This window comes from Roseicyclus amphidinii, from assembly GCF_030163755.1.
GTDB lineage: Bacteria > Pseudomonadota > Alphaproteobacteria > Rhodobacterales > Rhodobacteraceae > Roseicyclus > Roseicyclus amphidinii.
This window is the reverse complement of record NZ_JASJOE010000002.1, coordinates 89,241-103,133: the sequence shown is the minus strand read 5'-3', so window position 1 is coordinate 103,133 and position 13,893 is coordinate 89,241. Positions and strand designations below refer to the sequence as shown.

Sequence of the window (13,893 nt, the reverse complement as noted above, 5' to 3'; positions counted from 1 at the left end):
GTTTGCCGTGATAGGCAGTGACCGTTACCCTGAGCTCACAGGAAGACGTATCGCTCAGGGCCTTCGTTGGTGCAAGATTTTTTCGTTCAATCGCCCGAACTTGTGAAAAGCATGAAGGCTTCGTTAAGTGCACCCCGTTTCGGGCGCTACCTCGCCTCCTGCGGTGGCGACGACGACCAGGCAATCCGCCTGTATCAATGGAACTCACTGATTTCGCAGTCTCTTTATGTTTACATCCAGTGCTGGGAAATCTGTTTGCGCAACAAGCTCAACGACTTTCTTTGCTGGAAGTACAACTCGGCTTGGCCATACGATGAGAGCCGAGCGGTGCGAAATCTGAAGTCGGATGACCAAAGAAGACTGCGCGATTGTCGACTGCGCCAAGAGGCAAGCAGGCAAGTCAGCCCGGCCCCGACCAACGGCATCGTCGCTGACCTGTCAGCCGGGTTTTGGGTGTCCTTGCTGTCCTCGAAATACGACATCCCCTACGCGTGGAGGTACAACTTGCCCCGTATTTTCCCGAAAGATCCTGCGCTCGACCGCGCAACGGCATGGAAGATCTGCGACAATACCCTGACCCTGCGCAACCGCATCGCGCACCACGAGCCCCTGTATGACCTCCCGCTGGAAACGCGATATCAAGACCTTCAACGGGCCGTTTCTGCAATGTGCCTTGGAACACATGCCTTCGCCGACGCCACCTGCACATTTCGAACCGTGTATGCAGAACGCCCGACCTAATCCGCCCCCCCTCCTGCGACACCGTGATGCCGCGTCACGATTGACCCGTGCGCCAGCTTTCCCTACGCAGTCACGAAACATTATTGCGTGAGCCGCCGCCAAACGCGGCCCTGACGTCAGCCAGGGGTAGGGAAATGTCCGAGATCGAACGCGAGAGCATGGAATACGATGTCGTCATCGTCGGTGCGGGGCCTGCGGGCCTGTCGGCCGCGATCCGGCTGAAGCAGATCGACGCCGATCTGAATGTCGTGGTGCTGGAAAAGGGGTCCGAGGTGGGCGCGCATATCCTCTCGGGCGCGGTGCTGGACCCGGTCGGCCTCGACGCGCTGATCCCCGACTGGAAGGCCAAGGGCGCGCCAGTCACCGTGCCGGTGCAGAGCGACAGCTTCTACATGCTGGGCGAAGGCGGGCAGTTGCGCATCCCCAATTCCATCATGCCCGGCCTGATGAACAACCACGGCAATTACATCGTCAGCATGGGCAATGTCTGCCGCTGGCTGGCCGAACAGGCCGAGGGGCTGGGGGTCGAGATCTTCCCCGGCATGTCCTGCTCCGAGATCGTCTATGGCGCGAACGGCGAGGTGAAGGGCGTTGTAGCGGGCGAGTTCGGCAAGAACCCCGACGGCACGCCGGGTGACGGCTACGAGCCGGGGATGGAGCTGCACGGGAAATACGTGCTGCTGGGCGAAGGCGTGCGCGGGTCGCTCACCAAGGAGGTGCTGGCGAAATACGACCTGCAGGCCGGCAAAGACCCGCAGAAATTCGGCCTCGGCATGAAGGAGATCTGGGAGATCGACCCGGAGAAGCACAAGCCCGGCACCGTGGTTCACACGATGGGCTGGCCGCTGGGCAAGAACGCCGGCGGCGGGTCGTTCATCTACCACCTCGACAACAACCAGGTCTATGTCGGTTTCGTCGTCCACCTGAACTACGAGAACCCCTATCTTTACCCCTACATGGAATTCCAGCGCTTCAAGCATCACCCGATGGTGGCCGAGCTTCTGAAGGGCGGAAAGCGCATCGCCTATGGCGCGCGGGCGATCAGCGAGGGCGGCTGGCAGTCGATGCCCAAGGCCGTCGCGCCGGGCGTGGCGATCCTGGGCTGTGGCGTGGGGCTTGTGAACGTGCCGCGGATCAAGGGCAACCACAACGCGATGCTGTCGGGCATCGAGGCGGCCGAGGCCGCGGCGGCGGCGATTGCGGCGGGCCGCGCAAGCGACGAGCTGACCGCCTATGACGATTACCTGCACAAGGACGGGCCGATTGCCCGCGACCTGAAGCCGGTCCGGAACGTGAAACCGCTCTGGTCGAAATACGGGCTGCTGGGCGGGCTTGGCCTTGGCGGGCTCGACATGTGGACGAACAGCCTGTTGGGCTTTTCGGTCTTCGGCACGATCAGCCACGGCAAGTCGGATGCCGAGGCGACAGGCAAGGCGAAGAACTTCAAGCCGATCGACTACCCCAGGCCCGATGGCGTTCTCAGCTTCGACCGGCTGACCAATGTCAGCTACTCGATGACCAACCACGAGGAAAGCCAGCCCGCGCACCTGACGCTGAAGGACGCGAGCGTCCCTATCGCCGTGAACTGGCCCGAATACGCGGAACCGGCACAGCGGTATTGCCCGGCGGGCGTCTACGAGGTGGTCGAGGAAGAGGGCAAGGACGCGCGCTTCGTGATCAACTTCCAGAACTGCGTCCACTGCAAGACCTGCGACATCAAGGACCCGTCCCAGAACATCCACTGGACCGTGCCGCAGGGGGGCGACGGGCCGAACTACCCGAACATGTGACCGTGTTATCGTGCCGCGGGGCGGGTGGGTGCATTGCCCTCGCCCCGCACCGGCCCTAGTCTCCGGCCGATGACAGGGAGAACATTCATGCCGCATCGCCTTCGGCCGATACTGCCGCTTGTGCTGACCCTCATCCTCGGCGCCCCCGCTCCGGCGCAGGAGATCGGACCGGGCCTTGCCGGTGCCTACCTTGCGGCGCGCACCGCCGTGATCGACGGCAACCATCGCGCCGCGGCGCGGTATTTCGAGAACGCGCTGGCCGCCGACCCCGGCAACCCGATGCTGATCGGCAACGCGATCTTCGCCAATGCGGCGCTGGGTCAATGGGGTCGTGCCTCGGAAATCGCGGACATGCTGCCCGAGACGTCCGAGGGGCGCGAACTGGTCAACCTGGTGCGGATGGTGCGCGGCCTGTCGGCCGGGGATCTCGTCGGCGCGCGCGCCGCGATCGAGGCCGGCCGGGGTGGCGGGCCGCTGATCGACGACCTGGTGCTCGGCTGGATCCACCTCGGCGAGGGCGACATGCGCCGCGCGACCGAGACCTTCGAGGCCATTGCAGCCGATGACGGGCTCGCCGGTATCGCCCTGGTCCACCTCGCGCTCGCCCGTGCCGCGGTCGGTGACTTTGAAGGCGCCGACGCGATCCTGTCGGGCGCGGCCTTTGGCCCGATCCCCACCACCGAACGCTCGCTCAAGGCCCATGCCGAGATCCTCGTGCAGCTTGACCGCCGCGACGACGCGCTGGCGCTGTTGGCACGCTACACCACGGCGGTGCCGGACCCCGCGCTGCTCGAGCTTCAGGCGCGCATCGCGGCGCTGGACGCGGTGCCGCCCTACGGCTTCATCACCACCCCGCAGGAGGGCCTGGCCGAGGTGTTCTACACCATCGCCCGCGCGCTGGGTGGCGAGGGCGGTTCGACCACGCTGCCGCTGCTCTACACCCGCGCCGCCCATGGCATCGACCCCGGCCATACCGAGGCGTTGCTCTATGCCGCGCAGATCCTGACCGAGGCGCGGCAGTTCGACCTGGCCGCGGATGCCTTCGACGAGGTGCCGCCCGACGATCCGCAGTTCGTCGAGGCGCAGCTGGCCCGCGCCGACGCCTATCTGGAGGACGGTCGCGGCGACGAGGCCGTCGCTACCCTGCGCGCGCTTGCCGAGACGCATGGAAGCCTGGTCACGGTGCAGGCCTCGCTGGGCGATGCGCTGCGCCGCACCGAGCAATGCGAAGAGGCGATCCCGGTCTACACCACCGCCCTCGATCTGGTGGACACCACGCAAGGCCGCTACTGGGTTCTGTTCTTCACCCGCGGCATCTGCCACGAGGTGACGGGCGACTACATCGCCTCCGAGGCGGATTTCCGGCAGGCGCTGGTGTTGAACCCCGAGCAGCCGCAGGTTCTGAACAACCTCGGCTACTCGCTGGTCGAGCAGCGGCGCAACCTCGACGAGGCGCTGGGCATGATCGAGCGCGCGGTCGAGTTGCAGCCCGACTCGGGCTATATCACCGACAGTCTCGGCTGGGTGTTCTACCGCCTCGGCCGATATGAGGAGGCCGTCGCCCCGATGGAACGCGCCATCGAGCTGCTGCCGAACGATCCGATCATCAACGACCACCTCGGGGACGTCTACTGGATGGTCGGACGCGAGCGCGAGGCGCGCTTCCAATGGGAGCGTGCGTTGAGCTTCGAGCCGACCGACGAGGATGCCGAGCGCATCCGCCGCAAGCTGGAGATCGGCCTCGACGGCGTGCTCGAGGAAGAAGGCGGCGCGGGCGAAAGCCAGTGAGGCTGTTCGCGCCGGCCAAGGTCAATCTTGCGCTGCATGTCACGGGGCGGCGGGACGACGGGTATCACCTGCTCGATTCTGTCGTGGTCTTCGCGGGCGTGGGTGACTGGCTGACGCTGGCGCCCTCGGACGCGCTGTCGCTGACGGTCACCGGGCCGCGTGCCGCGGGCGTGCCCGCCGACCGGCGCAACCTGATCTGGCGCGCGGCCGAGCTGTTCGCGCCGGGGCACGGCGCTGCGATCACGCTGGAAAAACACCTGCCGCACGCGGGCGGGATCGGCGGTGGCTCGGCGGATGCCGCCGCGGCGCTGCGCGGGCTGTCGGAGTTGTGGCGGGCGGCGATGCCGGATGACGCGGCGGTTCTGTCGCTGGGGGCCGATGTGCCGGTCTGTGCCGCGGGGCGGCCCATGCGCATGTCGGGGATCGGCGAGCTGCTGGCCCCCCTGCCGCCCCTGCCGCCGCTCTGGCTGGTGCTGGTCAACGCAGGCGTCGAGGTGCCGACGCGCGCGGTGTTCTCGACGCTCGAGCGGCGCGACAATCCACCGCTTCCCGATCTGCCCGCCGAAGGCTGGCCCGATGCGGCAGGCTTCGCGGGCTGGCTGTGCAGCGCGCGCAACGACCTCGAGCCGCCGGCCCGTGCCCTCGTTCCGGCGATTTCCGAGGTGCTGGACCGCCTGAACACCCAACCCGGCTGCCTGCTGGCGCGGATGTCGGGGTCTGGCGGGACGTGCTTCGGCCTCTTCGCGGAAGAGGGTGCGGCCAAGGCCGCCGCCGAGGAGCTGACCGGCGACAAGCCCGACTGGTGGGTCGCCGCCGCGCCGGTTCTCGCGTAATCCTGAAAAAGATCAGTTCAGCCGCGCGACCACGTAATCGGCAAGGTCGTGCATCATGTCGCGCAGCGGATGCTCGGGCAGGACCGTGAGCGCCTGTTGCGCCCGCGCGGTCCAGGCAAAGGCCTCGTCGCGGGTTTCTTCAAGCGTGCCGTGGCGCTGCAGAAGCGACATCGCCTGTTCCAGGTCGCCGTCCTGCTGGTCGCCCTTCTCGATGGTGCGCACCCAGAAGGCGCGCTCGGCCGCGTCGGCGCGGGCCACGGCGCGGATCAACGGCAAGGTCAGCTTGCGTTCGCGGAAGTCGTCGCCGGTGTTCTTGCCGATCTCACCAGTGCTGCCGCCCCAGTCGAGTAGGTCGTCGGCCATCTGGAAGGCGATGCCGAGCCCGTCGCCATAGGTCGCCAGCGCCTGCACCACCTCGTCGGGCTTGCCCGCGATGACGCCGCCGACCTCGCAGGCCGCCTCGAACAGGGCGGCGGTCTTGCCGCGGATCACCTGCAGATAGATCTCCTCGGTCGTGGCGAGGTTCATCGCGGCGGTGAGCTGCAGCACCTCGCCCTCGGCGATCACGGCGGCGGCGTTCGACAGGATGCTCAGAACGCGGGGATTTTCCGTCTCGACCATCAGCTGAAAGGATCGCGCGAACAGGTAGTCGCCCACCAGGACGCTCGACTTGTTGTCCCAGAGCAGGTTGGCCGTGGGCCGCCCGCGGCGCTTCTGGCTTTCGTCGACCACGTCGTCATGCAGCAGCGTGGCGGTGTGGATGAATTCGACCGTGGCGGCGAGTTTCTGATGCGCGTCGCCCTCGTAGCCGCACAGCCGCGCCGCGGCGAGCGTCAGCATCGGGCGCACGCGCTTGCCGCCGGCCTCGACCAGGTGCGCGGTCACCTCGGGGATGCGGGGAGCGTGTTTCGACGCCATCCGCGCGCGGATCAGGGCGTTGACCGCCGCGAGGTCCGCTGAAAGGGCGGTCTGCATCCGCTCATGCGGCTTGGTGGCTGCATCATCGAGGCTCATCCGCCGCTCTCCCCTTTGTCGCCGCCCGGCCCGACATGATCGACAAGGTCGACACGGGGCCATGGGCTGCCTAAATGACTGTCATGCTCGAGATCATGCGCAGCACCGACCCCACCGAGATCGCCTTCGCCTCGGCGCTTTTGTCCGGCGAGGATATAGAGGTGTTCGAGATGGACGTCCACATGAGCGCGCTGGAAGGGTCCATCGGCATTTTGCCGCGGCGGCTTCTGGTGCGCCGCGCGGACGCCCATCGCGCGCGGATCGTGCTGCGCGACAACGCCCTGCCGGTGAGCGAGTGAGCGCGACCACGCGCGACGCCTTTCTCGGCGGGCGGCTGGTGATCGAGCAGCCCCGCGACGGCTATCGCGCCGCGACCGACCCGGTGTTCCTGGCCGCCGCCTGCCCGGCGCGCGCGGGCGAGAGCGTGCTGGAGCTGGGCTGCGGCGTGGGCACAGCGGCGCTCTGCCTTGCGGCGCGGGTGCCGGGGCTGCACCTGACGGGGGTGGAGCGGCAGGCGGGCTATGCCGCGCTGGCGCGGTCCAATGCGGCGGCGGCCGGGGCCGGGATGGCGGTGGTCGAGGCCGACCTGAGCCGCCTGCCCGCCGATCTGCGGGCGCAGAGTTTCGACCATGTCCTCGCCAACCCGCCCTTCTTCGCGCCGGGCGACGGAACGGCGGCGCGCGATGCCGGGCGTGAAGCGGCGAACCGCGAGGAGACGCCGCTGTCCGACTGGATCGCCACCGCGCGGGCGCGGCTGAAGCCGAAGGGCTGGCTGACTCTGATCCACCTGGCCGAGCGGCTGCCCGATTGCCTGTCCGCGCTTGAGGGGTTCGGCGCGGTCGCGGTGCTGCCCCTGCAGCCGCGGGCCGGGCGGCCTGCGGGGCGCGTGGTGATCCGGGCGCGAAAAGGGGCGCGTGCGCCGTTTCGCCTGCTGGCGCCGGTGACGATCCACGCGGGTGCTGCGCATGGCGCGGATGCGCCCGATTACACCGATCTGGCCGAGACGGTGCTGCGCCATGGCGGGGCGCTGCCCTTCGACTGATCGGCGGTCTGTTGCATTTGAAGAATCCCGTTGGTTGTTTTGCGTGACACGACTCAGCTTCCGTGATGCACTTGTCATACGGCCGTCATCAACGAGAGGAGGTTGACCATGTCGCTTGGCGCTCACCTGCAGGAACTGAAAAGGAAGCACGCCAACATCTCGGCGAAGGTGGAAGAAGCGCAGCGAAGCCCGGGGATCGACGATCTTGCGATCCGGGAGCTGAAGAAAGAGAAACTCCGTCTCAAGGAAGAGATCACCCGGCTCGGCACCTGAGCCCGGCTTGACCTGAGCCCCTTGGGGTCGCGCCCCGGCGACGGGGCCGCGACCTCATTTGACCCCGGAATGATCCGCCGCGATGCGGCGTCCATCCGTGTTGTGACCGGCTGAAGCCCTGCAAATCCCGAAGACCGGGGTTGCCGATCCGGCAGTGGTAAGGTCACCCATGCTGACCCATATCTCGTCTCAAGGGAGGTCAAGGAATTGACCACAGAGGACGAGACAGATGGAAACCTTCGCACACACCCCCGAAATGCGCGCCCGCATCGCGGCGGCCCGGCAGGAATGCGCCAGCTACTTCTGGCGTGGCGTGGCCTCGCTCTTCACGAGGCGCTGATCCGCGGGCAAGACATGAAAAAGGCCGGGGTCACGCCCCGGCCTTCGTCGTTTCAGGCTTGATCGGTCAGACGAAGAACTGCGCTCCGTTGGCCGAGATCGTCGAGCCGTTGATGAAGCCCGACTGCTCGGAGGCGAGGAAGACCACGCAGCGCGCAATCTCCTCGGGCTCGCCCAGGCGGCCCGCCGGGATGCCCGCGACGATCTTGGCGCGCACCTCTTCGGGGATCGCCATGACCATTTCGGTGGCGATGTAGCCGGGGCAGATCGCGTTGGCGGTGATGCCCGCGCGCGCGCCCTCTTGTGCCAGCGATTTCACGATGCCGAGGTCGCCCGCCTTGGTCGCGGCATAGTTCACCTGCCCGAACTGGCCCTTCTGGCCGTTGATCGAGGAGATCACGATCACGCGGCCGAACTTGCGCTCGCGCATGCCGGGCCAGACCGGGTGGACGGTGTTGAAGACGCCGGTCAGGTTGGTGTCCACCACCTCTTTCCACTGCTCGGGCGTCATCTTGTGGAAGGGCGCGTCGCGCGTGATCCCCGCGTTGGCGACGACAACGTCGATGGGGCCGAGATCGGCCTCGACCTGCGCGATGCCGGCCTTGGAGCTGTCGTAATCGGCCACGTTCCACTTGTAGGTCTTGATCCCGGTTTCCGCCGTGAAGGCCGCGGCCTTTTCGTCATTGCCGGCATAGGTGGCGGCGACCTCGTAGCCTTCGGCCTTCAGGGCCTTGGAAATGGCCTCTCCGATGCCGCGGCTGCCGCCGGTGACGAGCGCTACTCTTGCCATGGGTTCCTCCAGTCTGGCGTATCTCTCGGGTAATGCTGTTACGCCGAGAGCAAATTCTGCGCAACAATGTTACTCATGTCATCTTGACGCGGCACAAGAAAAAGGGCGCCCGAAGGCGCCCCTATCCCTTGGCTCAGGGCCGTTCGACGCAGAGCGCGACGCCCATGCCGCCGCCGATGCAGAGCGTGGCGAGGCCCTTTTTCGCGTCGCGGCGCTTCATCTCGAACAGGAGCGTGTTCAGCACGCGGCAGCCCGAGGCGCCGATCGGGTGACCGATGGCGATGGCGCCGCCGTTCACGTTCACGATCGCCGGGTCCCAGCCCATGTCCTTATTGACCGCGCAGGCTTGCGCCGCGAATGCCTCGTTCGCCTCGACCAGGTCGAGGTCATCGACCGACCAGCCCGCCTTTTCCAGCGCCTTGCGGCTTGCGTAGATCGGGCCGACGCCCATGATCGACGGGTCGAGCCCCGCGGTCGCGTAGGAGGCGATCCGCGCCAGCGGCTCGATCCCGCGGCGCTCGGCCTCGTCGGCCGACATCAGAAGCGTCGCCGCCGCGCCGTCGTTCAGGCCCGAGGCGTTGGCCGCGGTGACCGACCCGTCCTTGGTGAAGGCGGGGCGCAGTTTCGCCATGGCGTCCATCGTGGCGCCGTGGCGAATGTATTCGTCGCTCTCCATCACGATGTCGCCCTTGCGGGTCTTGATCGTCACCGCGGCGATCTCGTCGGCGAACTTGCCCGCCTTCTGGGCCGCTTCTGCCTTGTTCTGGCTGGCGACGGCGAACTCGTCCTGCATCTCGCGGCTGATCTGCCACTGCTGGGCGACATTCTCGGCGGTCTGGCCCATGTGGTAGCCGTTGAACGCGTCCCACAAACCGTCGCGGATCATCGTGTCGATGTAGGACATGTCGCCCATCTTCTGCCCTTGGCGGAGCGCGGCGGCATGGGGGGACATCGACATGTTCTCCTGCCCGCCGGCCACGACGATGGAGGCATCGCCCAGCATGATGTGCTGCGCGCCCAGCGCGACGGCGCGCAGGCCCGAGCCGCAGACCTGGTTGATGCCCCAGGCCGCCGCTTCCTTGGGCAGGCCCGCGTTGATATGCGCCTGGCGTGCGGGGTTCTGGCCCTGCGCCGCGGTCAGCACCTGGCCCAGGATCGTTTCCGAGACCTCGGACTTGTCGATGCCTGCACGTTCGACGACGGCCTCGATCACCACGCGGCCCAGCTCGTGCGCGGGCGTGTTGGCGAAGGAGCCGAGAAAGCTGCCCACGGCGGTGCGGGCGGCCGAGGCGATGACGACATTGGTCATGGAGGTCCCTTTCCTGGAGTGCGCCACGCGGTGTTTCAGTCGCCGTGACGGGTTCTTCTCTCGGGACATCTGGTAACCGCTGTGGTGCCTTTGGCCCACCTGACACGGTGTCTCAGCCGCTTGACATGTTGCGCCCCCGTCGGTCGGCCGCGGCCCAGGGCGGTGTCATGCTCGGCGCGCTGAAATGATAGCCCTGCAGGCAGTCCACACCGGCCGCGGCCAGCCAGCGCGCTTCCGCCTCGGTCTCGACGGCCTCTGCGACGACAAGCATGTCGAAGTGATGACCGAGCGAGATCAGCGCCTCGCACAGGACCTGGTTGTCGGCATCGGCGTTCACGTCTCGGGCGAACTGGCCGTCGATCTTGAGGATGTCGAAACAGAAATGCCTGAGGTGCCGGAACGCGGTGTAGCCCGCGCCGAAATCGTCCAGCGCAAAGGTGATGCCCTTGTCCTGCAACTCCTCCATGAAGGCCTGCACGATCTCGGGCATCTGCATGGCCGAGGTTTCGGTGATCTCGAGGATCAGCCGGTTCAGAACCTCCGGCCGCCGCTTCAGCGCGCTGCGCAGGATCTGCATCCAGCCGGGATAGCCGACCGACCGCGCCGACATGTTGACCGCCAGCCGCAGCGCGGGATGCACCGAAAGCGCCGAAAGCCCGATCCTGAGGGCGGCGCAGTCGATCTGTCGGCCGAGATCCTGATCCTCGACCACGTGGATGAAGTCGCGCGCGGGGATCACGCGCCCGGTATCGTCCAGCAGGCGGATCAACCCCTCCCAGAAGGCGACACCGGCCCCATCGGCGCGCATCACGGGCTGGTAGGCCAGCAGGACATCGCCACGCTCGAGCGCCTGGCGCACCAGCGCCAGCGTGCCCCGGTCGCGCTGGGTGATGGCGGCGTCGAGCGGGCTTTCCAGCCCGGCATCCACCAGCTTGCCCCGGATATGGCCCATCCCGCTCTCTCCGCCTGCAAATTCCTTGCCGATCTGACACGGCGCGCCTTAAGAAAGGATGAAAGTTTGCATTTTGTTCTTATGCGAGGGAGTTTCCGGCATGACCCGACCGGGCCGCTGCGGCTGGTGCGGAACCGATCCGCTCTACGTCGCCTACCACGATACCGAATGGGGCGTGCCGGAACGCTGCGGCCGGGCGCTGTGGGAAAAGCTGATCCTCGACGGGTTCCAGGCGGGGCTTTCCTGGATCACCATCCTGCGCAAGCGCGAGGCCTTTCGCGCGGCGTTCGAAGGATTCGACCCCGAGGTGATCGCCCCTTGGGGCGAGGCCGAGGTCGCGCGCCTGCTGGCCGATCCCGGCATCGTGCGCCACCGCGGCAAGATCGAGGCCACGATCACCAACGCCCGCGCGCTTCTCGAGGTGGGCGGGCCGGAGGCCTTCGCCGATCTGATGTGGGGCCATGTCGGGGGCGGCCCGGTGCAGAACCGTTGGGCCAGCGATGCGGACGTGCCGGCGTTCACGCCGCTCAGCGAGAGGGTCTCCAAGGATCTGAAGCGCAAGGGGTTCCGCTTCTGCGGACCCACGATCACCTACGCCTGGATGCAGGCGACGGGCCTCGTGAACGACCATGTGACGACTTGTTTCCGCCACGCCGAGCTGCGCTGAACGCCCCCCGCTTCTCCGTTTCACAAATATCTCGGGAGAGTCCGAAGGACGGGGGCAGAGCCCCCCGAATTTTCGTATGAAAATTCACACCGCGCCGCGCAAGCGGCGCGCGGGTCGCCCGCGACAGCGGGCGAAACCCCGGTCAGCTTCCCGCCAGCAAGGCCTCGATCAGCGCCACGGCCTCGGGGCTGTCCCAATGGGCATCCCCCCTCAGCCGCGCGATCTCCTGCCCCTCGGGGTCCAGGATCACGGTGATCGGAAGGCCGAAAACCCCCATCTCGCGCGCGATCTGCTGGTTGATGTCGCGGTATTGCGGCAGGCTCTCGACCCCGATCTCCTCGAAAAACCGCCGGATCGCCTGTGGCGGGTTGCGCCCTGTGGCAAGCGTGACCACGGCGAACGCCTCGCCGCCCAGCTGCGTCTGCAGGTTCTGCAGCGAGGGCATCTCTTCGCGGCAGGGCGCGCACCACGTGGCCCAGAAGTTCAGCACCACGTATTGCCCCGCGTAATCGGCCAGTGCCCCCTCGGTCTCGTCCGCCCGCACGAACGGCAGGGCGGATGCCGCCACCGGCGCATCATGGATCACCAGCCCCCGCATCTCACCCGTCAGGTATTCCGACAGGTCCTGCGCCGCAGCGCCGTTTGCACAGAGGGCTGCGCCGATATAAAGCACGGCGGAACGCAGAACGCGGATCATGTGAACACCTCCAGAGGGCCGGAACCGATGACCGAGACCACGACCAACGCCATGTGGGGCGGGCGCTTCGCCGCGGGCCCGGACGCGATCATGGAGGCGATCAACGCCTCGATCGGGTTCGACAAGCGACTGGCGAAGCAGGATATCGACGGATCCCGCGCCCACGCGGCGATGCTGGCGGCCACGGGTATCCTGAGTGATAGCGACGCCGAGGCGATCCGGGAAGGGTTGCTCACGGTCTTGTCAGAGATCGAAGGCGGCAGCTTCCGGTTCTCCACCGCGCTGGAAGACATCCACATGAACGTCGAGGCCCGCCTGAAAGAGGTGATCGGCGAACCCGCCGGGCGGCTCCACACCGGCCGGTCGCGCAACGATCAGGTGGCGACCGATTTCAAGCTCTGGGTGCGCGACCAGATCGACGCCGCCATCGCCGGGCTCGAGGCGCTGATGCGCGCGCTTCTCGCGCAGGCCGAGGCGGGCGCGGATTGGGTGATGCCGGGCTTCACCCATCTTCAGACCGCCCAGCCCGTCACCTGGGGCCATCACATGATGGCCTATGTCGAGATGTTCGCCCGCGATCGCAGTCGCTTCATCGATGCCCGCGCGCGGATGAACGAATGCCCGCTGGGGGCCGCGGCGCTGGCCGGCACCTCCTTTCCCATCGACCGCGAGATGACGGCGCGGGCGCTCGGCTTCGACCGGCCCGCGGCCAATTCGCTCGATGCCGTCTCGGACCGCGATTTCGCGCTGGAGTTCCTGGCCGCCGCGTCGATCTGCGCGATGCACCTGTCGCGCTTCGCCGAAGAGCTGGTGATCTGGTCCTCGGCCCAGTTCCGCTTCGTGCGGCTGTCCGACCGCTTCTCGACCGGGTCGTCGATCATGCCGCAGAAGAAGAACCCCGATGCCGCCGAGCTGATCCGCGCCAAGATCGGGCGGATCTTCGGCGCCAATGTCGCGCTGATGACGGTGATGAAGGGGCTGCCGCTCGCCTATTCCAAGGACATGCAGGAGGACAAGGAACAGGTCTTCGACGCCGCCGACAACCTGATGCTGGCGCTCGCCGCGATGGAAGGGATGGTGCGTGACATGTCCGCCAACCGCGCGGCGCTCGAGGCCGCGGCGGGCTCGGGCTTTTCCACAGCGACCGACCTTGCCGACTGGCTGGTGCGGGTGCTCGGCCTGCCCTTCCGCGAGGCGCATCACGTCACCGGCGCGCTGGTCGCCATGGCCGAGCAGGGCGGCGTCGATCTGCCGGACCTGAGCCTCGAGCAGATGCGCTCTGTTCATCCGGGCATCACCGCCGATATCTTCGACGTGCTGGGCGTCCACAACTCGGTCGCCTCGCGCATGTCCTACGGGGGCACCGCGCCAGAACAGGTCCGGGCCCAGGTCGCTCGCTGGAAGGAGCAACTCGCATGACGACCCTTCGCATGATCGCCGCGACCCTCGCCCTCGGCCTTCTCGCCGCCTGCGGCGCGGATGGCGAGCCCGAGCGCCCCGAGCCGCGCCCGACCGCGGGCGTCAGCATCGGCGGGACGGTCAGCGTCGGCCTTGCCGGCACGCTCTAGCCACCCGGCCACAACCCCCGTTGAACAGCGGGCCGTTCGGCCCTAACCTCCGGCGCTCGATACGTATCCGAGCAGCAGTCACCAAGGCGC

Annotated in this window: 15 protein-coding genes; 10 read left to right on the top strand and 5 right to left on the bottom strand. The window is 67.2% G+C overall.

The window, feature by feature from the left end; all coding sequences use genetic code 11:
* Positions 1–69: 69 nt before the first annotated feature.
* The 4 genes from QQK83_RS01475 (at position 70) to QQK83_RS01460 (ending at position 5,152) form a co-directional block, all read left to right on the top strand.
* Positions 70–741 carry an Abi family protein gene (locus tag QQK83_RS01475; RefSeq protein WP_284260959.1) on the top strand — a complete coding sequence of 224 codons (672 nt, stop codon included), beginning with the start codon at positions 70–72 and terminating at the stop codon, positions 739–741.
* A gap of 134 nt (positions 742–875) precedes the next feature.
* Entirely contained in the window at positions 876–2,531 is a 1,656-nt protein-coding gene (locus QQK83_RS01470) for an electron transfer flavoprotein-ubiquinone oxidoreductase (RefSeq protein ID WP_284260956.1), read from the top strand.
* A gap of 87 nt (positions 2,532–2,618) precedes the next feature.
* Positions 2,619–4,319, top strand: coding sequence for a tetratricopeptide repeat protein (locus QQK83_RS01465; protein WP_284260953.1), 1,701 nt, complete (start codon positions 2,619–2,621; stop codon positions 4,317–4,319).
* The gene (locus QQK83_RS01460) at positions 4,316–5,152 is read left to right on the top strand and encodes a 4-(cytidine 5'-diphospho)-2-C-methyl-D-erythritol kinase (protein ID WP_284260951.1); all 837 of its coding nucleotides are present in this window, start codon (positions 4,316–4,318) and stop codon (positions 5,150–5,152) included. Before QQK83_RS01465 ends, QQK83_RS01460 begins: the two co-directional genes overlap by 4 nt.
* Before the next feature lie 12 nt (positions 5,153–5,164).
* Here QQK83_RS01460 and QQK83_RS01455 read toward each other — a convergent pair whose 3' ends face one another.
* A complete protein-coding gene (locus tag QQK83_RS01455; RefSeq protein WP_284260948.1) occupies positions 5,165–6,166 on the bottom strand; it encodes a polyprenyl synthetase family protein in 1,002 nt (333 codons plus the stop codon).
* A gap of 83 nt (positions 6,167–6,249) precedes the next feature.
* Between QQK83_RS01455 and QQK83_RS01450 the strand changes: the two genes are divergently transcribed.
* The 3 genes from QQK83_RS01450 (at position 6,250) to QQK83_RS01440 (ending at position 7,481) form a co-directional block, all read left to right on the top strand.
* Complete coding sequence (locus tag QQK83_RS01450) at positions 6,250–6,465, top strand: putative signal transducing protein (protein WP_284260995.1); 216 nt, start codon at positions 6,250–6,252, stop codon at positions 6,463–6,465.
* Entirely contained in the window at positions 6,462–7,208 is a 747-nt protein-coding gene (locus QQK83_RS01445; protein ID WP_284260947.1) for a tRNA1(Val) (adenine(37)-N6)-methyltransferase, read from the top strand. Before QQK83_RS01450 ends, QQK83_RS01445 begins: the two co-directional genes overlap by 4 nt.
* A gap of 108 nt (positions 7,209–7,316) precedes the next feature.
* Complete coding sequence (locus QQK83_RS01440) at positions 7,317–7,481, top strand: YdcH family protein (RefSeq protein ID WP_284260944.1); 165 nt, start codon at positions 7,317–7,319, stop codon at positions 7,479–7,481.
* Positions 7,482–7,887: 406 nt separating this feature from the next.
* Here QQK83_RS01440 and phbB read toward each other — a convergent pair whose 3' ends face one another.
* From phbB to QQK83_RS01425, 3 genes are all read right to left on the bottom strand, one after another.
* Positions 7,888–8,610 (bottom strand): acetoacetyl-CoA reductase, encoded by a 723-nt coding sequence (gene phbB / locus QQK83_RS01435; RefSeq protein ID WP_284260942.1) that lies wholly within the window; start codon positions 8,608–8,610, stop codon positions 7,888–7,890.
* 133 nt (positions 8,611–8,743) lie between these two features.
* Positions 8,744–9,919 (bottom strand): acetyl-CoA C-acetyltransferase, encoded by a 1,176-nt coding sequence (locus tag QQK83_RS01430; RefSeq protein WP_284260940.1) that lies wholly within the window; start codon positions 9,917–9,919, stop codon positions 8,744–8,746.
* A 112-nt stretch (positions 9,920–10,031) separates the two neighbouring features.
* Positions 10,032–10,871, bottom strand: coding sequence for an EAL domain-containing protein (locus tag QQK83_RS01425; protein WP_284260937.1), 840 nt, complete (start codon positions 10,869–10,871; stop codon positions 10,032–10,034).
* A gap of 100 nt (positions 10,872–10,971) precedes the next feature.
* Here QQK83_RS01425 and QQK83_RS01420 point away from each other — a divergent pair, with 100 nt between their 5' ends.
* On the top strand, positions 10,972–11,538 hold the full coding sequence (locus QQK83_RS01420; protein ID WP_284260935.1) for a DNA-3-methyladenine glycosylase I: 567 nt from the start codon (positions 10,972–10,974) through the stop codon (positions 11,536–11,538).
* A 142-nt stretch (positions 11,539–11,680) separates the two neighbouring features.
* Here QQK83_RS01420 and QQK83_RS01415 read toward each other — a convergent pair whose 3' ends face one another.
* The gene (locus QQK83_RS01415) at positions 11,681–12,232 is read right to left on the bottom strand and encodes a TlpA family protein disulfide reductase (protein ID WP_284260993.1); all 552 of its coding nucleotides are present in this window, start codon (positions 12,230–12,232) and stop codon (positions 11,681–11,683) included.
* A 30-nt stretch (positions 12,233–12,262) separates the two neighbouring features.
* On the opposite strand from QQK83_RS01415, the gene argH reads away from it, so the two are divergent.
* Positions 12,263–13,654 (top strand): argininosuccinate lyase, encoded by a 1,392-nt coding sequence (argH, locus tag QQK83_RS01410; protein WP_284260932.1) that lies wholly within the window; start codon positions 12,263–12,265, stop codon positions 13,652–13,654.
* Entirely contained in the window at positions 13,651–13,803 is a 153-nt protein-coding gene (locus tag QQK83_RS01405) for an argininosuccinate lyase (protein ID WP_284260930.1), read from the top strand. The genes argH and QQK83_RS01405 overlap by 4 nt, the downstream gene beginning before the upstream one ends.
* Positions 13,804–13,893: the final 90 nt, after the last annotated feature.